Annotated in this window: 24 protein-coding genes; 8 read left to right on the forward strand and 16 right to left on the reverse strand. The window is 75.1% G+C overall.

Features of this window, described 5'->3' with window-relative positions; genetic code table 11:
- Positions 1–4: 4 nt before the first annotated feature.
- The 5 genes from ABD158_RS00635 to ABD158_RS00655 all read right to left on the reverse strand — a co-directional run bounded on the left by ABD158_RS00635 (position 5) and on the right by ABD158_RS00655 (position 5,282).
- A complete protein-coding gene (locus ABD158_RS00635; RefSeq protein ID WP_344002235.1) occupies positions 5–553 on the reverse strand; it encodes a hypothetical protein in 549 nt (182 codons plus the stop codon).
- Positions 550–1,602 carry an ABC transporter permease subunit gene (locus tag ABD158_RS00640; protein WP_344002237.1) on the reverse strand — a complete coding sequence of 351 codons (1,053 nt, stop codon included), beginning with the start codon at positions 1,600–1,602 and terminating at the stop codon, positions 550–552. The genes ABD158_RS00635 and ABD158_RS00640 overlap by 4 nt, the downstream gene beginning before the upstream one ends.
- The gene (locus ABD158_RS00645; RefSeq protein WP_344002240.1) at positions 1,599–2,612 is read right to left on the reverse strand and encodes an ABC transporter permease; all 1,014 of its coding nucleotides are present in this window, start codon (positions 2,610–2,612) and stop codon (positions 1,599–1,601) included. Before ABD158_RS00645 ends, ABD158_RS00640 begins: the two co-directional genes overlap by 4 nt.
- On the reverse strand, positions 2,609–4,132 hold the full coding sequence (locus ABD158_RS00650) for a sugar ABC transporter ATP-binding protein (protein ID WP_344002243.1): 1,524 nt from the start codon (positions 4,130–4,132) through the stop codon (positions 2,609–2,611). The genes ABD158_RS00645 and ABD158_RS00650 overlap by 4 nt, the downstream gene beginning before the upstream one ends.
- Before the next feature lie 79 nt (positions 4,133–4,211).
- The gene (locus ABD158_RS00655; RefSeq protein ID WP_344002246.1) at positions 4,212–5,282 is read right to left on the reverse strand and encodes a sugar ABC transporter substrate-binding protein; all 1,071 of its coding nucleotides are present in this window, start codon (positions 5,280–5,282) and stop codon (positions 4,212–4,214) included.
- A 458-nt stretch (positions 5,283–5,740) separates the two neighbouring features.
- On the opposite strand from ABD158_RS00655, the gene ABD158_RS00660 reads away from it, so the two are divergent.
- Entirely contained in the window at positions 5,741–6,655 is a 915-nt protein-coding gene (locus ABD158_RS00660; RefSeq protein ID WP_344002249.1) for a Cof-type HAD-IIB family hydrolase, read from the forward strand.
- Positions 6,656–6,673: 18 nt separating this feature from the next.
- On the opposite strand, the gene ABD158_RS00665 is transcribed toward ABD158_RS00660, so the two are convergent.
- From ABD158_RS00665 to ABD158_RS00715, 11 genes are all read right to left on the reverse strand, one after another.
- Positions 6,674–7,858 carry a hypothetical protein gene (locus ABD158_RS00665; protein WP_344002252.1) on the reverse strand — a complete coding sequence of 395 codons (1,185 nt, stop codon included), beginning with the start codon at positions 7,856–7,858 and terminating at the stop codon, positions 6,674–6,676.
- A complete protein-coding gene (locus tag ABD158_RS00670) occupies positions 7,855–8,445 on the reverse strand; it encodes a SigE family RNA polymerase sigma factor (RefSeq protein WP_344002255.1) in 591 nt (196 codons plus the stop codon). Before ABD158_RS00670 ends, ABD158_RS00665 begins: the two co-directional genes overlap by 4 nt.
- Positions 8,446–8,547: 102 nt before the next feature.
- Positions 8,548–9,633, reverse strand: coding sequence for a D-alanine--D-alanine ligase family protein (locus ABD158_RS00675; protein ID WP_344002258.1), 1,086 nt, complete (start codon positions 9,631–9,633; stop codon positions 8,548–8,550).
- Entirely contained in the window at positions 9,626–10,990 is a 1,365-nt protein-coding gene (locus ABD158_RS00680; protein ID WP_344002261.1) for an ATP-grasp domain-containing protein, read from the reverse strand. Before ABD158_RS00680 ends, ABD158_RS00675 begins: the two co-directional genes overlap by 8 nt.
- A complete protein-coding gene (locus ABD158_RS00685; RefSeq protein ID WP_344002264.1) occupies positions 10,987–11,769 on the reverse strand; it encodes a TauD/TfdA dioxygenase family protein in 783 nt (260 codons plus the stop codon). The genes ABD158_RS00680 and ABD158_RS00685 overlap by 4 nt, the downstream gene beginning before the upstream one ends.
- Positions 11,769–12,671 carry an O-methyltransferase gene (locus ABD158_RS00690; RefSeq protein WP_344002267.1) on the reverse strand — a complete coding sequence of 301 codons (903 nt, stop codon included), beginning with the start codon at positions 12,669–12,671 and terminating at the stop codon, positions 11,769–11,771. Before ABD158_RS00690 ends, ABD158_RS00685 begins: the two co-directional genes overlap by 1 nt.
- The gene (locus tag ABD158_RS00695) at positions 12,668–13,900 is read right to left on the reverse strand and encodes a sedoheptulose 7-phosphate cyclase (RefSeq protein ID WP_344002269.1); all 1,233 of its coding nucleotides are present in this window, start codon (positions 13,898–13,900) and stop codon (positions 12,668–12,670) included. Before ABD158_RS00695 ends, ABD158_RS00690 begins: the two co-directional genes overlap by 4 nt.
- A gap of 43 nt (positions 13,901–13,943) precedes the next feature.
- Positions 13,944–14,609, reverse strand: coding sequence for an HAD family hydrolase (locus ABD158_RS00700; RefSeq protein ID WP_344002272.1), 666 nt, complete (start codon positions 14,607–14,609; stop codon positions 13,944–13,946).
- A 115-nt stretch (positions 14,610–14,724) separates the two neighbouring features.
- The gene (locus ABD158_RS00705) at positions 14,725–15,438 is read right to left on the reverse strand and encodes an ANTAR domain-containing protein (RefSeq protein ID WP_344002275.1); all 714 of its coding nucleotides are present in this window, start codon (positions 15,436–15,438) and stop codon (positions 14,725–14,727) included.
- A 99-nt stretch (positions 15,439–15,537) separates the two neighbouring features.
- On the reverse strand, positions 15,538–16,212 hold the full coding sequence (locus ABD158_RS00710; protein WP_344002278.1) for a class F sortase: 675 nt from the start codon (positions 16,210–16,212) through the stop codon (positions 15,538–15,540).
- Positions 16,209–17,279 (reverse strand): ice-binding family protein, encoded by a 1,071-nt coding sequence (locus ABD158_RS00715; protein WP_344002281.1) that lies wholly within the window; start codon positions 17,277–17,279, stop codon positions 16,209–16,211. Before ABD158_RS00715 ends, ABD158_RS00710 begins: the two co-directional genes overlap by 4 nt.
- Positions 17,280–17,490: 211 nt before the next feature.
- Here ABD158_RS00715 and ABD158_RS00720 point away from each other — a divergent pair, with 211 nt between their 5' ends.
- The 7 genes from ABD158_RS00720 to ABD158_RS00750 all read left to right on the forward strand — a co-directional run.
- Positions 17,491–18,099 carry a sigma-70 family RNA polymerase sigma factor gene (locus ABD158_RS00720; protein ID WP_344002284.1) on the forward strand — a complete coding sequence of 203 codons (609 nt, stop codon included), beginning with the start codon at positions 17,491–17,493 and terminating at the stop codon, positions 18,097–18,099.
- A gap of 249 nt (positions 18,100–18,348) precedes the next feature.
- Positions 18,349–19,410, forward strand: coding sequence for an NAD-dependent epimerase/dehydratase family protein (locus tag ABD158_RS00725; RefSeq protein ID WP_344002287.1), 1,062 nt, complete (start codon positions 18,349–18,351; stop codon positions 19,408–19,410).
- A gap of 58 nt (positions 19,411–19,468) precedes the next feature.
- Positions 19,469–20,095 carry a hypothetical protein gene (locus ABD158_RS00730; protein WP_344002290.1) on the forward strand — a complete coding sequence of 209 codons (627 nt, stop codon included), beginning with the start codon at positions 19,469–19,471 and terminating at the stop codon, positions 20,093–20,095.
- A 67-nt stretch (positions 20,096–20,162) separates the two neighbouring features.
- A complete protein-coding gene (locus ABD158_RS00735) occupies positions 20,163–20,828 on the forward strand; it encodes a TetR/AcrR family transcriptional regulator (protein WP_344002293.1) in 666 nt (221 codons plus the stop codon).
- Complete coding sequence (locus ABD158_RS00740) at positions 20,825–22,537, forward strand: MFS transporter (protein ID WP_344002296.1); 1,713 nt, start codon at positions 20,825–20,827, stop codon at positions 22,535–22,537. Before ABD158_RS00735 ends, ABD158_RS00740 begins: the two co-directional genes overlap by 4 nt.
- Positions 22,538–22,784: 247 nt before the next feature.
- The gene (locus tag ABD158_RS00745) at positions 22,785–23,246 is read left to right on the forward strand and encodes a hypothetical protein (protein ID WP_344002299.1); all 462 of its coding nucleotides are present in this window, start codon (positions 22,785–22,787) and stop codon (positions 23,244–23,246) included.
- Positions 23,243–25,183: condensation domain-containing protein (locus ABD158_RS00750; RefSeq protein ID WP_344002301.1), on the forward strand; the 1,941-nt coding region annotated here is incomplete at its 3' end. The genes ABD158_RS00745 and ABD158_RS00750, both read left to right, overlap by 4 nt.

A 25,183-nucleotide genomic window follows, 5' to 3' on the forward strand; every position in this document is an offset into this window, starting at 1 on the left:
GTCATCACCTCGACACGCTCGATCCCCGTCCGTGGGGACGACGAGCGGACGGCGACGCCGGGGCGTCGCCGTCGGTCGGGGGCCCGACGGCGGACATGGTTGGTCCCGGCAGCCCCCGAGCAGCCGAGCTGGACGAGACCCGATCATGGCGCACGGGGAGGGCGAGCAACAGCACCGTCTCCCAGGCGTTCTCGATGGAGCCGAAACCGGTCCCGCCGCTGCCGACGCCCGGCGTGCCCGCCCGCAGCAGCGCCACCCCGGTGCCGTCGAGGCGACGGTCGAGACGCGCGTGCAGGGCCGGGTCCGCCGTGGCGGTCAGGACGACCCGCCGGCCCGCGGTGCCGGGGAGGCCCGCCAGGTGCGCGACGAGCCCGGCCTCGGCCTCCGCCGCGACCCCGCGACCCACCAGGACGGCGTCCGGGGTGGGCTCGTCGCCGACCTCGGGGAGGACCGCGCCCTCGAGCTCGAGGCGGCGTGACACGGCGCCCGGCACGGCGCCGACCACGAGCACGCGCAGGCCGGCGAGGAGCCCCGGGGTGGTCGTGGTCGTCACGCCTCGGCCCCGCCCCGGCTCCTCGCACCCGTGCGGCGGCGCAGCGCGGCCCAGCCGCGGCTGGCGGTCGGGGTGGTGAGGAGCGTGACCGCGACGAGGAGGCCGCCGGTGAGCAGGCTGACGACGTACTGCGGGGTCACGAGGGTCGTGAACAGCTCGGCGAAGAAGCACAGGCCCAGCGCGCCGGCCGCGATGCCGAGCGGGGTGCCGCGACCGCCGCTCAGCGCGACCCCGCCGAGCAGGCTGGCCGTCACGGCGAAGATCAGGGGCGAGAGCCCGGGGTTGGAGGTCGCGGTGGCCACGCCGTACGACTGGAGCGCGCCGCCCAGGGCGGCGAGCACCGCCGAGACGGTGAAGGTGCCGATCACGAGGGCGTCGACGCGGACCCCGGTGACCCGGCTGGCGCGCCTGCCGCCGCCGGTCGCGCGCAGGTCCCGGCCCACCCAGGTCAGCATGACCACGGCGACGACGAGGGCCACGACCGCGAGGGCCACGAGGCTGCGCAGCGAGAGCACCTGGGCGATCGGGGTGTTGAGGGCACCGCTGACGTCGTAGTTCTCGTAGGCCTGGCTGCGGTTGTCGCCGATGGTGCCGGTCAGGCCCAGCGCCACCAGGTAGCCGCCGAGGGTGATGGCCATGGAGTTCACGCCCCAGCGGGCCACGACCCAGCCCTGCGCGGCGCCGAGGACGGCGCACGCGACGACCGCCGCCACCACCCCGAGGACCGGCTGCTCGACGCCGAGCTCGACGGCGAGCATCCCGCCGAGCGCGTAGGTGCCGACGACCGAGAGGTCGAACTCGCCGATGATCATCGTCAGTCCCAGGGCGAGGGCCACGAGGGCCATCCCCGAGAAGCTCTGCAGCGCGTTGTAGACGCTGAAGACGGTGGGCTCGCGGCCCGCGATCGCCGGCACCACGAACAGCGCCACCAGCATCAGCGCCGCGAAGCCGAACGGCGCGAGCGCGGCGAGGCCGGACCACCGCGAGGTGTGCGTACGACGGGCGGTGCGCCGGGCCGGGGACGGGCGGGTGGGCGCCTCGACGCTCATCGCGTCTCCTTGTCGTGGGAGGTGAGGTGGTTGAGCAGGATCACGGCGACGACGATCACGCCGAGGGCGAGCAGCTGGACGGGCGTGGAGTAGCCGCGCAGCAGGAGCATGTCGGCGAGGGCGGCCAGCACCAGGGCACCGACGGCGGTGCGCAGCACCGACCCGCGACCGCCCGTGACGGCGGCGCCGCCGACGAGGATCGCAGCGATGGAGTCGTAGGTCAGCGTGCCGGTGGTGGTGAGGGTCCCGCTCTGGTTGAACGCCCCGAGGAGCACGCCGGCGACGGCGGCGGTGAGGCCGGCGCAGACGAAGGCGGTGACGGTGAGCCGCGAGGTCGGCAGGGCGGCGGAGCGCGCGGCCTGCGGGCTCTCGCCCATGAGGATCAGCTGGCGCCCGAACACCGTGCGCCGCAGCACGACCTCGCCGACCACGGTGACGACCACGAAGACGTAGACCGGGAAGGGGACCCCGAGCAGGGGGCTCGCCAGCCACGAGAAGTCCGGCGCGTCGGGCGGCGGGTAGACCGAGGTGCCGCCCGAGATCCAGGTGGCGGCCCCCTCCTGCAGCGCGCCCGCGCCGATGGTCACGATGATCGGGTTGGCCCCGAAGCGACCCACGAGCCAGCCCTGGACGCCGAGCAGCGCGGCCCCGAACAGCAGCGTCAGGGCGAGCGCGGGCACCATCCCGAACCGCAGGACGTGCAGGAAGAACATCGCGCAGACGGCGACGGTCGTGCCGATCGACAGCGAGAAGAGGTGGCCGCCGAGGACGATCGCGGTCGCACCCACCGCGATGATGCCGACCACCGCGGCCGCGTTGGCGATGGCGGTCATGTTGGACAGCGAGTAGAAGCCCTCCGTGGTCAGCGACCCGGCGAGGAGCAGCAGCAGGAACAGCGCGGTCGCGACCTGGGCCGGGCCCGGCCGACGGCGGCGCGACGCCCCGCGGCCCTCGGGGTCGGACTCGGGACGGGTGCCGGCGGTCGCCGGCGCGGGGGTCTGGACGCTCACGCGACCGTCACCGCCTCTCGCGGGGTCGGGGCGGCGCCGGGGGCGCCGTGGGTGGTGTCGGCCAGGACCCGGGCCGCGGAGAGCCCGGCGCGCGGGTGGCGGGCCACGACGCGACCGCCGAACATGGTCACGACGGTGTCGCTGAGCTCGAGCACCTCGTCGAGCTCGGTGGAGGCGAACACGACGGCCGCGCCCGCGTCGGCCGCCCGTCGTACGAGGGCGTGGATGTCGGCGCGACCGCCGACGTCGACCCCGCGGGTGGGCTCGTCGAGCAGCAGCAGGTGGCACGGCTCGAGCTGCAGCGAGCGCGCGACGAGGACCTTCTGCTGGTTGCCGCCGCTGAGCGAGCCCACCGGCAGGCGTCGGCGGGCGGCGGGGATGCCGGTCAGCTCGAGCAGGGCGGCGAGCTGACGGCGCTCCGCGGCGGGCCGCAGCACGCCGGCCGTGCCGCAGCCGGGCAGGCGGGTCGCCACGATGTTGCGGGCGATCGAGTGGCCCAGGAACAGCCCGTCGGACTTCCGGTCGGCGGTCGTGTAGCGCACGCCGCCCGCGGCCGAGCGCAGCGGACGCCCGGGTCGCAGGGTGCGGCCGGCGACCTCGACCCGGCCCTCGGCCTCGGGCTCGAGGCCGGCGAGGGCGCGCAGCACCTCGCTGGCGCCGCAGCCGATCTGCCCGGCGAGGCCGACGATCTCCCCGGGCCGCACCTCGAGGTCGAGCCCGGCCAGCCGCGGCGGGACGGAGAGTCCGGTGACCCGCAGCGCCGGCGCGGCGCCGTCGTCGGCCCGGGCCGGCCGTTCGGTCCCGGCGGGCACGTGGCCGAGCATCATCTCGACGATCGAGTCGCGGTCGAGCTCGGCGACGTCGCGGGTCCCGACCGCACGGCCGTCGCGGAAGACGGTCGCCCGCTGGCACAGCTCGAGCACCTCGCCGAGCCGGTGGGACACGTAGATCACCGAGCGGCCCTCCGCGGCCATGCCCCGCACGGCGGTGAAGACCATGGCGATCTCGGCGTCGCTGAGCGTCGCGGTCGGCTCGTCGAGGATCAGCACGCGGGCGTCGCGGCTCAGGGCGCGGGCGATCTCGACCAGCTGCTGCTCGCCGAGCGTCAGCCGCGCCACCGGGGCCCGCAGGCCGACGTGGGCCAGGCCGAGCCGGTCCAGGACGTCCCGCAGCCGGGCGGCGTCGGGCACGGAGCCCCGCGGGGCGCCGAGGGCGAGGTTCTCCTCGACCGTCAGCGACCCGACGAGGCTGAGCTCCTGGTCGACCAGGGCGATCCCGGCCGCGCGGGCCTGCCGTGGGTTGCGGGGGGCGACCTCCTCGCCGTCGACGAGGACCGTGCCCGCGTCGGGCCGCACCACCCCCGCCAGCACCTTGACCATCGTCGACTTGCCGGCGCCGTTGTGGCCCAGCAGGGCGTGCACCTCGCCGGGTCGCACGTCGAGGGCGACCCGGTCGAGGGCGGTGACGGCGCCGTAGGTCTTGCTGACGCCGCGGACCTCGAGGCGGGGCGTGGTGGACATGGCTCTCCTGTCGTGCGGTGCGTGCGCGGGCGCCGGGGCGGGGCGACGGGGAGCCCCCGCCCCGGCGGTCGGGTGCGGGTCAGGCCTCGCTGCAGACGTCGGCGAACTCGTCGAGGTTGTCGGCGGTCACGCGGTCCTCGGAGTTGAGGTTGACCTCGTCGATCTCCTCGCCGCGCAGGAACGCCAGCGTGTGCTCCACGACGTACTCGCCCTCGGCGGTGGGGGTCTGCGTCGCGGTCCCGTACTGCGCGCCGGAGCGGATGTTGTCGACGCCGACCTTGAAGCAGTTGCTGCCGGTCACGATCAGGCCGTCGTCCTCGACGCCGAGCGGCAGCCCGGCCTGCTGGGCGCTCTGGATGATGGCGTTGGCCTGGTAGTCGGCCATGCCGTAGGCGGCCTGGATGCCGCCCTGGCTCTCGTACTGCGCGAAGAGCTGGGAGGCGATGCGGCCGGTCAGGGCCGGGTCCCAGTTGCCGTTGCGGACCTCGACGAGCTCGTACTCCGGGGTCTTGGCGAGCTCCTCCTCGAAGGCCTCCATGCGCTCACCGCTGGTGGCGGTGGTGTCGGACCCCGCGATGGCGATGACCTTGCCCTCATCGAGGCCACGCGCCTGCAGGCCCTCGACGATGTTCTGGGCGGCGTAGGTCCCCAGCGCGGCCTGGTCGGCGTTGATCGTCGAGGCGACGAGGTCCTCGGCCTCCGGAGCGGGGGTCGAGCCGGCGATGATGACCGGCACGCCCTGCGACTTCGCCTGCTGCAGCGAGGGCACGACCGACTGGTCGTCGGTGGGGAAGTTGAGGATCAGGTCCGGGCGGGACGCGATCGCGGAGTTGAGGTTCTGGATCTGCAGGGCCACGTCGAAGGGGTCCTGCAGGTACTCGACGGTGACGCCCTCGGCCTCGAGGCCCTCGACGATCGTCTTGTTGTAGACGGCGCACCAGGGGTTGACGTCGCCGCACGCGACGAGCGCGACGGTCTTGCCCTCGACCTCCCCGTCGGCGGTGTCGGCGCCGGCGTCGCTGCCGCACGCGGCCGTCGTGCCGACCAGGACCGTGATCGCCAGCGCGGCGCCGACGCGTCGCGTCCGCGCACCGTCGACCCTGCTCGTCGCCGTGCGTCGTGCTGCTCCTCGGAGTGCGTCCCGGCTCATGCCCACCTCTTTCGCCTGTGTGACGGGTGCCACGTGTGAGCGCCAGTACAGTCCCGGCGGCGCGGGCCCGGCACTGGCGCGACGCGTGAAGATGCCGGGGCGCTCTCACGGATCCCGTGACGGCCCGCGCCGCGGCGTACGGGCGGGCGCGGTGATTGCGCGAATCTTGTGCGCCTCGCCGGGCCGCGGTCCTGGCGGCGGAGCGTCGGCGGGCCTCGAGCTGCGGTGGCGACGTGCGGTGGCGACCTGCGGTTTCACCAGGTATGTCACGCGACTGTCACTCCTCGCACCGTGCCATGCGCGAGAAGTGACAGCGTGACGACATACCTGGTGAAACCGCACCGCACCGCACCGCACCGCAGCGCCGCGCACCCGGGCCGACTCGGGGCCGTTTCGATGCGCACCCGGGCCGACTCGGCGATTCCTCCCCGGTACGGCGGTGCTGGGACCCTGGGGGCGTGACGACCTCCTCCGCCACCCCGTCCGCCGACGACGTCCTGGACGCGCTCGACCTGCCCGCCGACGTGGACGTGCGACTGGTCGTGTCGGACATGGACGGCACGCTGCTCGACGCCGACGGCGAGGTGCCCGACGCGTTCTGGGAGCTGCTGCCGGTGCTGCGCGAGCGCGGGATCGTCTTCTCCCCGGCGAGCGGACGGCAGTACGCCACCCTGCGCCGCACCTTCGCCCACCTCGGCGACCACCCCGACGGCGACCTCGCCGGGATGGTCTTCATCGCCGAGAACGGCGGGTACGTCGTGCGCGACGGCGAGGAGATCAGCTCGACGCCGCTGTCGGTGGACCTCGCCCGCGAGGTCGTCCAGCACGTGCGCGACGCGGTCACCGAGCGCGACGACCTCGACCTCGGAGTGGTGTGGTGCGGCCCCGAGAAGGCCTACGTCGAGCGCACCGACCGGGCGTTCCTCGACCACGTCGACCCCTACTACGCCTCGCTGGCCGAGGTCGACGACCTCCTCGGCCTCGACGTCGCGCCGGTCAAGCTGGCCGTCTTCACCCCCGGCGACCCGCACGCCACGACCGCCCCCGTGCTCGCGCCGTACGCCGAGCAGCACGGCGGGCCGCTGAAGGTCGTCGTCTCTGGTGGCCACTGGGTCGACGTGCAGCCCACCACGACCGACAAGGGCGTCGCCGTGCGGCGCCTGCAGGAGACGCTCGGCGTGAGCGCCGCGCAGACCGTCGCCTTCGGCGACAACTTCAACGACGTCGAGATGCTCGACGCCGCCACCCTGTCCTTCGCGATGGAGGGCGCCCACGACGACGTCGCCGCCCGCGCCGCCCACCGCGCGCCGTCGCACCGCGACCACGGCGTGGTCACGGTGCTGCGGGCGCTGCTGGAGCGGTCTCAGCCGTAGGCACCGATCGCGGCCGCCTCACTCCCCCAGGTTCTCGCCGACCGGGAGCTGGAGGTCGCCGGGTGCCGCGACGTCGGTGGCCACCGTCTCGCAGCTGCCGGCGTCGACCGAGCAGACGAGCACGTCGGCGGCCAGGTCGGCGTCGTCGCCGCTGCGCAGCTCGTCCCGGGTGAACGCGGTCGCCTGGAAGCGGTCGGCGTCGAGCCACTGGGCGACCGCCATGAAGCCGTACGGCCCGAGGTCCGGTGTCACGTCCGCGCCGGTGGCGACGTCCCAGACCTGCTCGGAGTCGTTCGGGTCGGTGACCACGTACGTCGCGTCGGGCGACAGCAGGGCGCGGTTGTCGCCCGGCACCCTGCCCACCTCGCCGCCGCCGGCGGTCCTCACGAGGACCTCGTCGCCGGACAGGCCCTGGCTGACCTCCTCCAGGCTGCGCAGCGCAAGGGCCAGGCGCCCGTCCTGCACGTCGCCGAGGTCGTCGTTGCCGCCCGAGCTCTCCCACTGGACGACGTCTCCCGACGAGACCTCGACGGCCGCGACGCCGCCCTCGTCCAAGGGGATCCCCGACGGCCCGATCTCCCCGCGGGAGAAGACCCACAGCACGCCCTCGTCGAGCGCCCGCACCGCGGGGATCCCGAACTCGTCGGTGGCCCCTCCGGTCCGCCTCGTCGGCACCCGGAGGGCCACCTCGTCGGCGTCGACGTCGTAGACCACGAACTCCTCGGCGCGGGTGTCGTACCAGCCGGCGAGCGACCCCTCGGCCACCAGCACACGGCCGTAGGGCTGCGCCGTGGCGCCGATCCGGCCGGTGCTGCCGTCGGCGCGGGTCAGGTAGACGCCGTTCTGCGACCCGGCCCAGACGACCGCGTCGCCCACCACGACGTACGCCGACGGGGCCTCGGGGAGCGTGACGTCGATATCGCCGATCCGCACGACGTCACCGGCGGCCCAGGACACCGCTGCCGGCGCGCCCGGGTCGACCGCGACCTGCCCGGGGTCGCGGTCCCGGCCGTCCGCCGCGTCGAGCGCGTACGGCGCCGCGGCCCCCAGCGCCGCGAGGACGGCCAGCGCCCCCACGCCGCGGGCGAGTCGCCGGCGGCGGACGCGCGCACGGCCGGCGGCCTCCAGGGCCGCGACGTCGACGAACGGCGCCGGCCCGTCGGCCGCGCGGTCCTCCAGGGTCTGCTTGAGCAGGGCGTTCATCGGGTGCCTCCGGTCGTCTCCGCGCCGGTGCCGGCGCCGTGCGTGAGCTCGTCGACCAGCTGCTCGACGAGCTCGGGGTAGTGGGCGGTGAGCCGCTCGCGCAGCGCCGCGAGAGCGGCGGACAGCTGGCTCTTGACGGTCCCGGGCGCGCAGCCCAGGACCTCGGCGGTGCGCGCGACGCTCAGCTCCTCGTAGAAGCGGAGGACCAGCGTGGCCCGCTGCCGTGCGGGCAGGTCGAGGACCGCGGCCCACACCAGGTCACGCTCGCCGAGCAGCTCGGCGTGGCCGTCCTCCCCACGGTCGGGCAGGTCGTCGGTCGGGGTCTCGGACCACGACCGGCGTCGCGACCACGAGATCGCGGTGGTCGTCATCGTCCGCCTCACGTAGGCATCGAGCGCGGCGGGCTCGCGCAGCCGCGGCCACGCGACGTACGTCTTGACCAGGGTCTCCTGCACCAGGTCCTCGGCGAGCCCGCGCCGCCCCACCAGCAGGTACGCCGTGCGGTGCAGCGCACGCGATCGCTCGTGCACGTAGGCGGCGAACGCCGCGCTGTCCCGGCGTCGCCCCCACCTCGACGGCACCTCCATGGCTGGTCTCCCCTCAGGTCAGTGCGCTGTCATCAGAACAGGACGCGCACCACCCCGGGGTGGTTCGTCGTGCCCGAGCACCGCAGGTCGAGCACCGCCGGATCAGGCGCGGAGGGCCTCGGCGAGCTGCTCCGCGAGGAGGTGGTCGAGGGGCGTGCCGGCGGCGGCGGCCATCATGACGACGACGCTGGTGGGGGCGAAGGAGCAGTAGAGGCTCGCCTCCAGGAAGTACGGCGTGCCGTCGGGGTCGACGCGCACGTCGACGAGGCTGTGGTGGCGGCAGCCGAGGGCGCGGTGGGCGGCGCGGGCCAGGTCGTGGACGGCGGCGGTGACGGGGTCGTCGAGCGGGACCATCCAGGCGTGCTGCGCGTCCTTGGCCATCAGCCGCAGGTCCCCGCCGTCCTCGGCGCCGGATCGGGTGATCTTGTCGGCGGCGTCGCGGACGGGCTTGGTGGCCTCGTCGACGGCGTACTCCTCCAGCGGCAGGCAGACCAGCCCGCCGTCGCGCTCGAGCACGCCGCAGCGGACCTCGCGCCCCAGCGGCACGTAGGCCTCCACGACCACCTCGTCGGCGTGGTCGAAGGCCCCGGTGAGGGCCGCGTCCACCTCGTCCGCGGACCGGACCAGCGAGATCCCGTGGGAGTTGTCGGCGTCGGCGGGCTTGACCACGACCGGCAGCGGCAGGGTCGGCCGCTCGCCGCGGCGCAGCACCTCCCCGGCGGGCACGCGCACGCCGGCGGCCGCGACCACCGCGCGGGCCCGGCCCTTGTGGGCGCCGAGGGCCATCACCTCGCCGGTGTTGCCGACCATCGGGATGCCGAGGACCTCCAGCAGCGACCGGTACGCCGTCATCCCGGGCCGGCAGAACATCTGCGGCAACGCGACGTCCACCTCGAGCGAGGCGAGGACGGCGAGACCCTTGGCGCGGGAGACCACCGGCGCGGCGGCGATCGCCTCGCGCGTCAGGTCCGCCGGGAAGCGCCAGCCGCCCCCCGGCTCGACCCACGCGACGACGTGGTCGTGGGGGCCGCCGGCGGCCGCGTCGAGGGCGCCCGCGGCGTACAGCCGCGACAGGTCGGCGTGGAAGTCGTCGACCGCGGAGCCGGCGAGGTGCAGCACCGTCAGCCGCCGGCCCGGGTCGCGCGGGGGCGCGGAGGAGGAGGACGGGGACGGGGTGCGCTCAGTCACCGCCGACCTCCACGAGCTTGCCGATGTTGAAGTCGATCTTGATCCAGTCCCGCCCGCTCACCAGCGCCCGCAGCAGCAGCGACGGCACCTGCAGGTGGTGCACCAGCAGGAACGGCAGCGGGTCGCGGGGGTCGAGGATGGCGTCCCGACCGCCGCGGACGGTCGCCCAGCGCTCCCGCCACGACCCCGGAGCCGTGAGCAGGCGCCACGCCTCGTGGTAGGCCCAGTACGTCGGCCGGTAGCCCGGCAGCGGCACGACCCGGCCGGCGCCGGTTCCGTCGGCGACGGGCGCGTCGGTCAGGTACGCCGCGGCGAGGCCGGGGTGGCGGTGGAACATCGTGATCGCGGAGTGCGTGCGCGGGTTGCACTCGATCGCGACGATGCTGCCGTCGGCGCGCTCGAGGAAGTCGAACGACGCCTGACCGGTCAGCCCCATCGCCTTCACCAGCCGCGTCACCCACTCCTCGATCGCGGGGTGGTCGACCATCGTGTAGTTGACCTGGAACGCCGAGGACTCGCAGCAGGCCCACACCCGCAGCTCGCCGTCGCGGGCGGTGCCGTGGGTGCAGTACTCGCGGCCCTCCACCAGCTCCTGCAGCAGCCACGGGTTGGCGGCCGAGATGGGCTTGGACGCCGCGAAGTCGGCGGTGGCCTCGGGGGTCGCGAGGGGCAGCGGGGTGAGGTCGAGCCGGTTGACCGGGTCGTAGGCGATCGACTTGAGCACCCACCGCACGCCCGGGTGGGCCGCGAAGTCGAAGTCCGCGACCTGCGCGGGGTCGGTCAGGCGGTGGGTCAGCGGCACCGGCAGCCCGTGGCCAGTGGCGAGCTCCGCGAACGCCGCCTTGTCGTCGAGGGCCTCGAGGTCGTCCGGGTCGAGGTGCACGACCTCGCAGTGCTCCTCCAGCCGTGCCTTCGCCAGCGCGTCGTGACGGCTGGAGGCCGGGCTGCAGACCGGCACGTAGACGTCGACGCCCTCGCGGCGGACCACCTCGACCAGCGCCTCGGCGTACGACGGGTCGCCGGAGGGCGGCACGACGTGGAAGGCGTCGACGGCCCGCGAGAAGCGGTGGCCGGAGAAGCGGTAGCGGCCGGACTCGACGAGGACGACGCGGTGCCCGGCCTCGTGGAAGGACCGCGCGAGCTGGAGCGCCTTGGTCATCTTGCCGCCCGACAGCATCACCGTGCGCCGACCGCCCACCGGGGTCGGCCGGGCCGGCGCCGGTGACAGCGCGCCCACCACGGCCGCGCCCGTCGTCACCGCGAGGTTCGCCGGGAACGCCGTGCCGAGCAGGACGAGCGCGCCGAGCGTCTTGAGCCGGGGCGTCCTGAGCCGGGGGGTGGTGGGCCGGGGGGTCACGCGCTCGCGTACCCCGTGGCCATCCCCCGGTGCATCACGCGGTCGCCGACGACGCCGGAGTGGTCGGCGGCGTGCAGCACGGTCCCGTTGTCCCACATCACCACGTCGCCGGGCGCCCAGGCGTGGCGCAGCAGGTTGTCCGGTGCGGTCGAGTGCGCGTGCAGCGCGGCGACGAGCGCGGCCGTCTCGTCCCCGTCGAGACCGCTGACCTCGGCGCAGCGGGCGGGCGTGGTCAGGTAGAGCGTGTCGCGCCCGGAGACGGGGTGGGCGCGCACCAGCGGGTGCCACGCCTCCTTCTCCTGGTCCTCGCCGGGGTCGACGCCGGTGACGACGTGGCGCAGCCGACGGCCCTCGATGCGCTCGCGGAGGTCGGCCGGCAGCGTGTCCAGCGCGCGGTACTGGTTGGAGAACTGCGTCTGCCCGCCCTGCTCGGGGATCGTCACCGCCCGCAGCGCGGTGTAGGCCGGCGGGGACGACACATAGCTGGTGTCGACGTGGAAGGTCGACCGCGGCGGCGTCGTGCGCCCGACGTTGCTGATGACGTTGAGGTCGTCGAAGCCGGGCACCGGGGTCTCCCCGACGGTGAAGACGGGGTCGCCGAAGCAGCGCAGGAACGCCGCGAACGCCGTGTCGTCGACGTCGTCCTGGCCGGGCACGACGACGACGCCGTGGTCGGCGAGCAGCCCCACGAGCGTCTCGACGGTCCCCTCGTCGGGCGGGGTCGTCAGCGACAGCCCGGTCACCCGGACGCCGAGCGGCTCCATCACCTGCGTGTCCATCAGCCCTCCCGGCCGTCGGTGCTGTCGGTCGTGTCGACGCTGCCCGTGCCGGCGGCCCCGGGGCGGGCCCACTGCACCAGGGTGACGCCGTCGCGCAGTGGCAGCAGCACCTGCTCGACGCGGTCGTCGTCGGCGAGCGACCGGTTGACGTCCGCGATCGCGCGGCCGTTGTCGGACAGCGGGCCCACGCCGTACGGCTCGCCCTGGAGCAGCGTGTTGTCGAGCGCGAGCAGCCCGCCGGGCGCGAGCAGCGGCGTGTCGAGCACCAGCCGCACGTAGTCGGCGTACCCGGTCTTGTCGGCGTCCACGAAGACCAGGTCGTACGACGCGCCCTCCGCCGCGAGCCCCGCCAGGGTCTCCGCGGCCGGGCCCACGCGGACGTCGATGCGGGCCCCGGCGGGCGAGGCGTCGAAGCACTCCTGCGCGAAGGACGCGACGCCGGGGTCGAGCTCGCAGGCCACGACCGTGCCGCCCTCGTCGAGGGCCTCGGCCATCGCGAGCGCGGAGTAGCCGGTGAACATGCCGACCTCCAGCACCCGGGTGGCGCCGGTCGCGCGCACCAGCGCGCGCAGCAGCCGACCCTCGACGTGGCCCGAGAGCATCTCGGCCTCGAGCGGGGAGTCGTCCGCCCAGCGGGCCTCGCGCGTGCGGGCCGCGAGGGCCGCCAGCGCGTCGGACTCCGGGCTGGTCGACGCCGCGACGTACGGCTCGAGGCCGGCGGCGAGCTCGTGGGCGCGGGTCAGGTCGGCCAGCAGCGACGCCGCGTCCTCCCCCGCCTCCGCGCGCCCGACGAGGTCGCCGAGACGCTCGGCGAGGATCCCGGCCGGCGTCACCGGCCGCAGCGTCGTCTCGGGCCCGTCGACGGGGCCCAGCACGTCGGCGCCGGAGGCGGGGGCACTCACGCGGGCAGGCCCTCGTCGACGAACGCCTGCACGCCCGCGCCGCCGCGCGGCAGCTCCGCGACCAGCGTGCGGTGCTTGTCGAGGGCGCTGACGAGCTCGTCGGTGGACACGTCGTCGAGGAACACGCAGGTGCCGATCGGCGCCGGCACGGCGGCGCGCAGCCGGCCGTCGCGGGTCTGCAGGATCGCGGCGGTGGCGCGCTCCAGCAGCTCCGGCGTGAGGTGCGGGCTGTCCAGCGACAGGCCCAGCCGGCTCATCAGCGACAGCACGCGGTCGCGCTCGGTGGCGTCGATGTGGCCCCGCTGCTCGGCGAGCGTCGTCGACAGCGCCATGTCGATGTTGATGGCGTGGCCGTGGAAGAACGGCACCTCGGGCGCCAGCTCCAGCGTCGGGCTCCAGGTGTGGCCGAACGCGATCACCCGGTCGAGGTCGAGCTCGTGGAGGTTGGGCACCTCGAGCTCGAGCATCCGCTGGATCGAGCGGTAGGTGATCTCGTGGGCGGCGGCCCGCAGCTCCGCGCTCGCGGCGTGCTGCTCGCCGTCGACGTGGCCGAAGTGGGTCTCCAGCAGCGCCTCGCCGTGGGCGTCCATGAGGTCGAAGGTGTGGCGGTCGCCGACGGTGGTGATCTTGATGATCTCGGCCATGCCGTTGCGGACCTGGTCGACGGGCAGCGTGGCCAGGAAGCCGAAGTCGAGCAGCACCGTCGAGGAGGCGTGGTAGGCGCCGAGGCGGTTCTTGTACTTGCGGTGGTTGACGCCGACCTTGATCGACACCGACGCGTCGATGAGCCCGATCAGGGTCGTCGGGATCCGCACGTACGGCGTGGCGCGGCGGAACGACGCGCACGCGAAGCCCGCGACGTCGGTGGCGAGGCCGCCGCCGACGATCAGCGGCTGCTCCTTGCGGACCAGCCCGAACTCGGTGAAGGCGTCGATGATGCCCTCGACGGTCGTCCACGCCTTGGTGGTCTCGTCGACGACGAGCCGGTAGACCGTCAGCTCGATGTCGTGGGCCGCGAAGTAGGCGCGGGCGCGCTCGCCGTACAGGTCGTCGACGACGTCGTCGATGACCATCAGGCACCGGCCCCAGGGCCGGTAGACGTCGGCGAGCTGGGTGTTGGCGGGGTCGAACACGCCGTCGACGTACTGCAGCGTGTAGTCGATCTTCTCGTAGGCCTCGACGCGGAACGTGGTGACGTCCGCGGTCAGGGTGCTCTCGACGATGGCCATGGGTTCTCCTGTGGGGTCTCGGGCTCAGGTTCGGGCTCGGGCCTCAGGCCTCGAGGAGTGCGGTCACCGCGGCCGGGTCGAGCGTGTCGACCCGGGTGTCGGCCTCGGCGAAGTCGTGCGCGGCGGTGTTGGCGTTGGGGAACGCGATGCAGGCGATGCCGGCGCCCTTGGCGGCCGCGACGCCGCCGACGTTGTCCTCGACGGCGACGCACGCGCCGGCCTCCTCGCCGAGCTCGGCGAGGGCCTTCGCGTAGACGGCCGGGTCGGGCTTGGTGGTCTCGACGGAGGTGGTGTCGAGGACGACGTCGAAGTCGTCGCGGCCCAGCGCGGGCGAGAGCGCCTCGAGCAGGGCGGCGACGTTGTCGGGCGACGTCGTGGTGACCAGGCCGACGCGCATGCCCAGCGACTTGGCGGCGGTGATGGTCTCCAGCACCCCCGGGCGCGGCTCGACACCGTCGGTGCGCAGGGACTCGCGGAAGGCGACGGACTTGGCGGCGTGCACGGCCTCGGCGTCGACCTGCTCGCCGCGCTGCTCGGCGTAGGCGCGGACGCGGTCGGCGCCGCCGTTGCCCTCGAGCATCGCGCGGTAGTCCTCGCGGTCCCAGGACCAGTCGAGGCCGTGGTCGGCGAAGGCCTTGTTGAAGGCCCAGCGCTGGAGCTCGGAGGTGTCGGCGAGCGAGCTGATGGAGCCGAAGAGCAGGGAGGTCATCGTGGGTCCTCGCGGAGATCGGGAGTGGGGATCGGGGAGTGGTCCCGGCCGGGTACCCCCCGGACCCCCTCGCACTCACCCCCTGCCGAGTCGTCACCGGGAGTTCGCCCTCCGGTCAGGACCCGGCGACCCCGGCGATCACGTCGCGGGCGACGTCGACGAGACGCCGGTTGGACGAGCGGGCCGTGCCCCGCAGGCGCGCGAAGGCCACGTCGACCGTGATCCGCTCGCGCTCGGCGAGCACGCCCTTGGCCTGCTCCACGACGACCCGGCTCTCGAGCGCCTCCCGCAGCTGGCGGGCCGTCTCCTCGGCGAGCGCCAGGCGCCGCTCGCGCAGCACGGTCACCGTCGTCAGCTCCGCGAGGGCGCGGACGGTGTCGACCTCGGCCACGGCGTACGGCGCGCCGGGCCCGGCGAGCAGCACCAGCGCGCCGATGGTCTCCTCGCCGACCCGCAGCGGCAGGGCGTGCACCCGGGTCAGGCCGAGGCCGCGCGCGCCCGCCGCGAACGCCGCCCAGTGACCACCGGGGCCGCCGAGGTCGCCGCGGACGACCGGTCGCCCGCCCTCGGCGCAGTCGGAGTGGGGGCCGCGCTCGGCGAGCAGGGCCAGGACACCGTCGACGCGGCCGGGCGCGGCCGTGCCGCCCGAGGCGGCGAGCGGGCGCAGGGTCCCGTCGCGGTCGGTCAGCGCCAGGCCGACCACCGCCGCGCCGGAGGCGTCGGCCGCGTGGCCGGCCACGACCGCCAGGAACGGCACCAGGTCGAAGGCGCCGCCGCGCAGGGCGGCCACCTCGACGAGGATCCGGGTCACGCGGCGCACGCTGATCATCGAGCCTCTTCCCCCGTGACGGACAGGCGCCCGACCTGTCCAGGTGCCCCCCGGGCGCCGCGGGCACGCCTCCCCCGGTCCGGGTGGGCCGGGGCCGGCTCAGCGGGCCGGGCGGCTGTCGGTGAGCTCGGCGTAGACGACGACGTTGGTGCCGTAGGCGCCGCTCGCGCGGTCGAGCCCGGCGCAGGTGATCAGGCGCAGCCCGGCGTGGTCGACGTCGCCGTAGACCTCGTCGGTCGGGAACGCGTCCTTGGCGTACTCCTCGGTGGAGGTGACGGTGAACCTCGCGACGCTGTCGTCGTCGCGCCGCACCCGGACCGCGTCACCGACGACGACGTCCTCGAGGTCGGCGAAGACGCCGGGGGTGCCGTTGTAGCCGACGTGGCCCGCCAGGACCGCCGGGCCCAGCTCGCCCGGCGTCGGCGACCCGTCGTACCAGCCGGCGGGGAAGGCGCCCGGCGGCACCTCGAGGGTGCCGTCGGGCTGGAGGCCGAGGTCCATCACCTCGACGTCCACACCGATCGCGGGCACCGTCAGGCGCGCGGGGTCGGACGCGTCGAGGGGATCGGTCGCGTCGGTGCCCGCGGGGCCGGCCCGGGGGCTGCCCGAGGGGCTCGCCGTGGTGCCCTCACCCGGCTCGGGGCCCGTCGAGGTGTCGGACCCGACGACCGCGCAGCCGACCAGGACGGCGGACAGCGCGGCCAGGACGGACGCGCGGCGCCACCGGACGGGCGGCCGCGGGTCCTCCGGGGTCCAGACGGCGACGTCGCTCATCGTCGGCCCACGGCCGGCGCGACGACGCCGGTGTCGACCCCGCCGACCGGCGGAGCGGGGACCTGGGCGCCACCGCCGTCCCCGGGGCTGCCGGGGCTGCCGGGGCTGCCGGGGCTGCCGGGCGTGCCGGGCGTCCCGGGCGTGCCGGGGCCGTCGGGCGTGCCGGGGGCGTCGGGCGTGCCGGGCGTGCCGGGCGTGCCGGGGCCGTCGGGCCCGCCGGGGGTCCCGGGACCGTCGCCGCCGTCCCCGCTGCCGCCGTCGCCGTTCCCGGTGCCGCCGTCGCCGTCGTCACCGCCATCGCCGTCGTCACCGCCGTCGCCGTCGTCACCACCAGGGGCGCCGACGCAGCGCGGGGAGGTGATCACGTTGGTGTCGAGGGTGACGGCGCCGACGCGGGCGAGGGCCCGGCCCGCGAGGCGGGCGCCGGTCTGCAGGGCGATGCTCTGGTCGGCCATGACGGTGCCGACGAAGGTGGTGCCGGTGCCGAGGGTGGCGGAGCTGCCGACCTGCCAGAAGACGTTGCAGGGGTTCGCGCCGTTGATCAGCACCACCGAGCTGCCCGAGCCGGTGGTCAGGGTGGAGCCGGTCTGGAAGACCCAGACCGAGTCGGGGTCGTTCTGCCCGTCGAGGGTGAGCCGCCCGGTGAGCTGCATGGCCGCGCCGCGGTTGTAGACACCGCCCGGCAGCGTCTCCCCGCCGAGCTCGTCGTCGGTCGCGATGGGCGGGGTCTGCCCCGCGGCGTCGTTGTAGGCCGCCGTCAGGTCGGTCTTGGCGGTGCGGGCCACGGCGTCGCCGGCGTGGGTCTCGCCGCCGACCGACAGCGTCCCGGCGCCGGTGATGGCCGTGCCGGGGTGGACCCCGACGCCGCGGTCGACGCGGGAGGTGCCGGTGTTGGTGACGGTCGAGCCGGCCAGCACCGAGAAGTCCGCGGCGGTGCCGAGCGGGACGACGCGAGCCGCGGCCTGGGCGGGCCCGGCCAGGGGGGCGACCACCAGCCAGGCGCCCAGCAGCGAGGCGAGGGTGACGCCCGAGCGTGAGGGCCGGCGACGGGAGGGGGAGAGGGTCACGGTGACTCCGGAGTTGGGGGGACGACCCGCCGATCGCGGGTCGCATGCCCTCTGTCCGCCACCCTCGCCCGATCGGACGTACCTCCGGTCCCGCTGATTCCGCGGACCGGCGCACCACCCCCGGGCTACGCTGGCCGAGTACCACTGTTCGGTGCTGCCCGGGACCCCGGTGGCGCGTGCTTCCCGCACCGCGCATCGAGGCGATCCCTCCATGGCCACCCTTCCGGCCTCCACCGTCCTCCGTCCGGCCCTCGCCGTGCGCCCCGGTCCCGGCGACGACGAGGACCTCGCGGACCTCCTGCAGCGCTCGGCCGGCGCCGACCGCCACGCCTTCACCCGCCTGTACGACGCCACCGCCCCGCGGGTGCTCGGACTCGCGATCCGGGTGCTGCGCGACCACGCCCAGGCGGAGGAGGTCGTCCAGGACACCTACCTCCACGCCTGGACGCACGCCGCCCGCTTCGACCCCGCCCGCGGCACGGCGATCGCCTGGCTGCTGATGATCGTCCACGGCCGCGCGGTGGGCCGGGTCCGCTCCGCGGAGGCCCGTCGCCGTCGCGAGGCGGGCTTCGAGCAGCTCACCGCCCCCACCCGCGCGGCGGGCGACGCCACCTCCGAGGCCGCCGTCGAGGTGCTCGAGGCCTCCCGCCTGCGGACGGCGCTGGGGACGCTGAGCCCCGGTCAGCAGGAGGCCCTCGGCCTCGCCTACGACGTCGGCCTGTCCCACGCCGAGGTCGCCGCCCGCCTCGGCCTGCCCCTGGGCACCGTCAAGGCCCGCATCCGCAGCGGCCTGCGCCGCCTGGCCCTCGTCCTCGCCTGACCCGCCCCGGAGGTCGAGGTGCCCCGGAGGCCGGCCGACTCGGAGGTCGAGGTGCCTCCAGGCCGGCCGACTCGGAGGTCGAGGCGCCCCGGAGGCGAGGCACGAGCCGACGGGGCCACGAGACCCCGCGACCCGGACGCGACCCCAGCCGCACCCCCGCGGGTCGCACCCTCACCGACGGGTACCGCACCGACGGCCGCGCCGGGCCACGTCCGGCCCCGGCGAGCCGCCGCAGGAGGGCTCGACCACATGAGGGACCACGTACGCATTGCCGTCACCGGCGCGACCGGCAACGTGGGCACGGCCGTGCTGCGCGCCCTGCCCGAGGCCGACCTGACCGGGGTGGTGCGGCGACCGCCCGCGGACGCCGGGGGCGTGCGCTGGGTCGCCTGCGACCTGGCGGAGGCGGGCGCGACCGCCCGGCTGACCGAGGTCTTCGCCGGCGTCGAGGCCGTGGTGCACCTGGCGTGGGGCTTCCAGCCCGGCCGCGACGACGCGCGGCTGCGCGCCACCGCCGTCGACGGCACCCGCCACGTCGCCGAGGCCGTCGTCGCCGCGGGTGTGCCCCACCTGGTGCACCTGTCGTCCGTCGGCGCCTACGCGCCCCGCACCTCGCTCGACCCCGTCGACGAGTCGTGGCCGACCACCGGCGTGCCGGGCTCGGCGTACAGCCGCGACAAGGCCGACGTCGAGCGTCTCCTCGACGACGTCGAGCGGGCGCACCCCGACCTGCGCGTCGCCCGCCTGCGACCGGGCCTGGTCGGCCAGCGCTCCGCCGGGAGCGCGCTGCTGCGCTACGCCCTGCCCGCCCTCGTGCCGAGCGCGGCGGTCCGGCTGCTGCCGGTGCTGCCGATGGACCGCGGCACGGTGCTTCCGGTGATCCACGCCGACGACGTGGCCGACGCCGTACGACGGGTCCTCGAGCAGGGCGCGACCGGCGCGTTCAACCTCGCCGCGCCTCCGCCGGTCGACGTGCACGACCTCGCCCGGGCGCTGGGCGCCCGCCACGTCCACGTGCCGGCCGCCGCGCTGCGCGCCGCCGCCGGGCTCGCCTGGACCGCGCGCCTGAGCCGGCTCGACCCGGGCTGGCTCGACCTCGCCCACGCCGTGCCGCTGATGGACACCGGCCGCGCCGAGCGCGAGCTCGGCTGGCGCCCCGCGGTCTCCGCCACCGACGCGCTCGCGGAGGCGGTCGCCGGCATGACCGAGGCCCCCGACGGCGGCACCCCGGTGCTGCGGCCCCGGTCCGTGCTCGCCGAGGCGCGCCGCCTCGTCACCGGCCGCACCACGTCGCGCCGGGACCGCCCCTGACTCGACCCGCCGAGGTGGGGTACCGGGCGGCCCGATCACCGATCCCGAGGAGCCCCGCGTGGCCCTGCTCGACCGCGACGCCGGGCTCGTCGTCACCGCCGCCCCCGGCACCGCCAGCACCGCCCTGCGCGAGGCCCTGCTGAGGCGTCCCGGCGTCGTCGAGGTGCCGCCCGCGGACGCCGTGCGGACCGCCGGGGTCGACGCCAAGCACGGCACCGTCACCGAGCTCGTCGCCGTCGGCCTGCTGCCCGCCGACCACGGCCTGCGCGTGGTGACGACGACCCGCAACCCCTTCGACTTCTACGTCGCCGAGCACGAGCGGACCCGCACGCGCTGGGTCCACGAGCTGCGCGACCCCGACTCCTGGGTCCACGTCACCCCCGGCGTCGTCGACGGCATCGTCGACGCCGTCACCCTCGACTTCGACGACTGGCTGGTCCGGGCCGTCGGCGAGGACCGACCCCGGCGGGTCAACCCCGGCCACGTCGACGAGGCCGACGTCGTGCTGCGCATGGAGCACCTCGAGACCGACCTGCGCGAGCTCTGCGGGCTCGACCTCGCCGTGCCGGCCACCAACGTCACCGACCGCGGACGCGCCTACTGGCAGGCGTACTCCGTCGCCGGCCGCCGCCTCGTCGAGGAGGCGCACGCCGCCGACCTGGCGCGCTTCGACTATCGCTTCTGAGGTCCGCGGGTCTACTCTCCTCGAGAGAACGAAACCGTTTCGTTCCATCGAGTGACGGGAGCCACGCGTGGCCGCCGAGACCGACGCCCGGTTCGAGCCGCGGGTCCGCCCGCGCGTCGTCGGGGATCGCGAGCAGGAGATCCTCGACGCGACCCTCGACGTGCTCGCGGACGTCGGCTACGACCGGCTCACGATGGACGCCGTCGCCGTCGCCGCCCGGGCGTCGAAGGCGACGCTCTACCGCCGCTGGGCCGCCAAGCCGGAGCTCGTCATCGAGGCGCTGCTCACGCAGAAGGCCGCGCCGGAGCCGGTCGACACCGGAACGCTCCGCGGCGACCTGCTCGCCATGTTCTGCGCCACGGGGGGGCTGACCGACTCCCGGCAGACCGCGGTCATGAGCAGCGTGATCACCGCGATCGGCCGCGACCCCGAGTTCGCCGCCGCCTTCCGTCGCGACTTCATCGGCCCCCGGGCCCACCAGGTCGTGCTCGTCTTCCGCCGCGCGCAGCACCGCGGGGAGGTCCACCCCGACGCCGACGTCGACCTGCTCGCGACCGCCCTGCCGGGGATCGTGCTGCACCGCCGCTTCTTCCTCGGCGAGGTGCCCGACGAGTCCCTGGTCACCCAGGTCGTCGACCAGCTCGTCCTGCCCGCCGCCACCCACGGCCCCACCGTCAGCACCGCCGTACCCGGCACCACCCCCGCCACCTCCTCCTCGAAGGACGCACGATGACCGACACCACCACCCCCGGGACCACCCCGGCACCCGAGCCCGCTGCCGGCTCCCCCGACACCGCCCCCCGCACCGCTCCCGAGACCGCCCCCGAGACCGAGGAGACGCCCGGCCACGACCTCCACCTCGGCTGGGCGCTCGTGCTGATCTCGCTGGCGCAGCTGATGGTCGTGCTCGACGGCACGATCACCAACATCGCGCTGCCGTTCATCGGCGCCGACCTCGGCATCGACCAGGCCAACCTGTCCTGGATCGTCACCGGCTACGCCCTGGCCTTCGGCGGCCTGCTGCTGCTCGGCGGCCGGCTCGGCGACCTCTACGGCCGCCGTCGGATCTTCGCGACCGGCCTGGTCGTGTTCGCGATCGCCTCGCTGCTGGGCGGCTTCGCCCAGAACGAGGCGATGCTGCTGGGCTCCCGCGCCCTGCAGGGCCTCGGCGCCGCGATGGCCGCGCCCGCCGCGCTGGCGCTGATCACCACCACCTTCCCGGCAGGCCCGGCCCGCAACCGCGCCTTCGCCGTGTACGCCGCGATGTCGGGCGCCGGCGCCGCCGTCGGCCTGATCCTCGGCGGCTGGCTGACCGGGCTCGACAGCTTCGCCGGCGTCGAGATGTCCGGCTGGCGCCTGACCTTCCTCATCAACACCCCGATCGGGCTCGTCGCGGCCTTCCTGGCCCCCCGCTTCCTGCGCGAGTCCGAGGCCCGTCCCGGCCAGATGGACGTGCCCGGCGCCGTCACCGGCACCCTCGGCCTGGTCGGCCTGGTCTACGGCCTGACCCGCGCCGGCGACGAGCGCTACGGCTGGGGCGACCCGTGGACGCTCGCCAGCCTCGTGGCCGGCGTCGCGCTCCTCGCGTTCTTCATCGTGCTCGAGTCCCGCACCGAGCACGCCCTGCTGCCCGTCCGCATCTTCCGCAACCGCACCCGCGCCGCCAGCTTCGTGGCGATGCTCGTGGCCCCGGCCGCGATGTTCGCGATGTTCTACTTCCTCAGCCTGTTCATCCAGCAGGTCGTCGGCTACTCCTCGCTGCGCACCGGCTTCGCGTTCCTGCCGTTCTCGGTCGGCATCGTCGTCGGCGCCGGGCTGTCGTCCAACCTCGTCAACCGCGTCGACCCCCGCTACATCGCCGGCGTCGGCACGCTGCTCGCCGCCACGGCGCTGTTCATGTTCTCCCGCCTCGACGTCGACGACTCCCCCCAGCAGGTGCTGAGCGCCCTCGCCGCGGGCGAGACCGCGGGCGCCGGCATCAACTACTGGGCCCACCTGCTGCCGTGGATCGTGCTGATGGCCGTCGGCATGGGCATGACCTTCGTGCCGCTGACGCTGACCGCCGTCCACCACGTGCGCGCCGAGGACTCCGGCATCGGCTCGGGCGTGCTCAACACGATGCAGCAGATCGGCGGCGCGCTCGGCCTGGCCGCGCTCAGCACCGTCGCGCTGGCCTACACCAACACCCGCGAGGACTCCGTCCGCGGCGCCCTCGAGGCCGGTCTGGGCCAGGGCGGGCTCGACCCGTCCGCACCGGTGCCCGGCACCAACCTGACGTTCCTCGACGCGGCGACCTTCCAGGCCTCCTTCACCGAGGGCGCGACCCACGCGTTCCTCATCGGCGCGGCGATGATGCTGCTCGCCTCCGCGGTGGTCTGGATCTTCCTGACAGTGAAGCACGACGAGCTGGCCACCGACGGCCCCCCGGTCCACGCCGGCTGAGCCGCCTGACCCGGCCGAGCCGCGGCCCCTCGTCGACGCTCGGGCGTCCGACGGGTGAACAGTCGCGCGGGGCCGAGGGGGCGGTCGGGGTCGGCGGTGACGCGGCCGGTGCGCGTCGTCCCAGGTCACACCGGGTGACGAGGCCCCCTTCGGGGGCACTCGCCCGCCGGATTGGTGCGCCCTGCCGTGACATGACCGACACCCACATCACGTGAATGCCCGTGCACCCGCTGGTTGGCTCGACAGCATGTCGTTCAAGCGTCACTCACTCCTCGTGCCCCTCGCCAGCGCGGCTCTCCTCGTGTCCGGAGGCGGAGCCGCGCAGGCCGAGGAGCAGTCACAGCTGCTCGGGCTCCAGCAGCAGGACGCGGCGGGGAGCCAGCAGCTGGGGGTGCTGTCGTCGTCGCGGTCCGACGGACGCCGGCAGTCGCAGGTGCTCGGCGCACAGCAGAGCTCCGCGTCCGGTCAGCAGCAGGCCGGCGTCGGCCAGCGACAGTCCGACGGACGCGGTCGCTCGCAGTCCCAGCTGCTCGGGGCGCAGCAGCAGGACGTCCGCGGCGACCAGCAGCAGGCCGGCGTCGGGCAGCGGCAGAGCGGGGGACGTGAGCAGCAGCAGGCCGGCGTCGGGCAGCAGCAGACCCGCTCCGGCGGGTCGTCGGCGAGAACCCGCCTCGAGCTCGCGGGTCTGACCGTCCGGGTCGGTCGATGAGCCGCGCCGGGTCCCGGGACGCCGTACGCCTGGAGCTGACCGCGGCGCAGCGAGGCCTCTGGTACGCCCAGCAGCTCGACCCCGACAACGTCGTCCTCAACATCGCCCACTACCTCGACGTGCCCGGCGAGATCGACACCGAGGCGTACCGCAGCGCCTGGGCGACGGCCATCGACGAGATCGACGCGCTCCACGCCACCTTCGGCGAGGACGCCGAGGGGCCGTTCCAACTCGTCGCCGACGGGGTCGACTGGGAGCTGCGGCAGGTCGACCTGCGGGCCGACAGCGACCCGGAGGACGCGGCGCGGGCGTGGATGGACGCCGACCTGCGGTCGCGGGTGGACCTCGCCGCCCCGCCGCTGTTCACGATCGCCCTGCTGCGCGTGGCCGACGACCGCACCTTCTGCTACCAGCGCATCCACCACCTCGCCCTCGACGGCTACGGCGCGACCCTTGCCATGCTGCGAGTCAACGTCGTGTACAACGCGCTCGTCACCGGCGCCGAGCCGGACGCGCCGTTCACCGGACCGCTCGCCGACCTCGTCGGCGACGACCGCGACTACCGCGCCTCGGACCGCTCGGAGGACCGCTCGTTCTGGACCGAGGTGCTGGGCGACCAGCCGGCGCCGACCCTCCTGGCGGACCCGCCCCAGGGCCTCCCCGACCGCCTCGCACGCTGCACCCGCGACGTGCCGGCGGAGGCGGCCGAGGCGCTCGCCGCCGCCGCGAAGGCCATGAAGGTGTCGCGGTCATCGCTCCTGATCGCCGCCTTCGCCGCCTACCTGCACCGCTTCACGGGTGATCGCGACGTCGTGCTGGGCCTGCCCGTCACCGCACGCCGCGGCAAGGTCTCCAAGCAGGTGCCGGGGATGGTGTCCAACATCGTCCCGCTGCGTCTCGACGTCCGCCCGGACACGGCCGTCACCGACCTCGCGGCCCAGGTCTCCACCCGGGTCCGCGCGCTGCTGAAGCACCAGCGCTACCGGCCCGAGGACATCCGCGCCGACCTGGGGCTCGGTCGGGACGCCCGGCTGGCCGGGCCGACCATCAACATCCTCCCGATCGAGGGGACCCTCGACTTCGGTGGTCACGCCGGCACCCTGCACAACCTCTCGGTCGGTCCGGTCGACGACATGTCCGTCATCGTCTCCCGCGCCCCCGACGGCGAGGGCCTGCGGATCGACGTCGACGTCAACCCCGACCTGTACGACGCCACCGAGCTCGAGGGACACCTGACCCGGTTCCTCGTCACCCTGGACGCCGTCGCCCGGGACCACGACTCGACCGTCGGGGCCATCCGCATCTCCTCGGACGCCGACCGCGACGTGATCGACGGGGCGACCCACGGCACCGCCGTGGACGTGGTCCAGCGCACCGTGCTCGACTTCTTCGAGTCCCAGGTGCGCCGCACGCCCGACGCCACCGCCCTGGTGGCCACCGACTCCCGGGTCACGTTCAACGAGCTCGACCGGCGCGCCAACCGGCTGGCGCGGGCGCTGATGGCGCACGGCGCCGGCCCCGGGGCCGCGGTCGCGGTCGCCCTGCCCCGACGCTCGCAGTTCGCCATCAGCCTGGCGGCGGCCCACAAGTCGGGAGCCGTCGTGATGCCGGTCGACCCGGACTACCCGCCCGAGCGCATCCGCCACATGCTCGACGACGTCGACCCCCGCGTCGTGCTCACCGACGTCTCGGTCGCCGACCGCCTGCCGGAGCTCCCCGCGGACGCCACGCTGCTGGTCCTCGACGACCCCGACGTGGTCGCGGACGTCCTGGGCAGGTCCAACGAGCCCGTGACCGACGACGAGCGCGGTGGTCACGTCGGCGCCGACGACCCGGCCTACGTGGTCTACACCTCCGGCTCCACCGGCCGCCCCAAGGGCATCGTCGTCCAGCACCGCTCGCTGGTGAACCTGTTCGCCTCCCACAGCTCCCAGATG

Origin of the sequence: Nocardioides lentus, assembly GCF_039529515.1 — a bacterium.
GTDB lineage: Bacteria > Actinomycetota > Actinomycetes > Propionibacteriales > Nocardioidaceae > Nocardioides > Nocardioides lentus.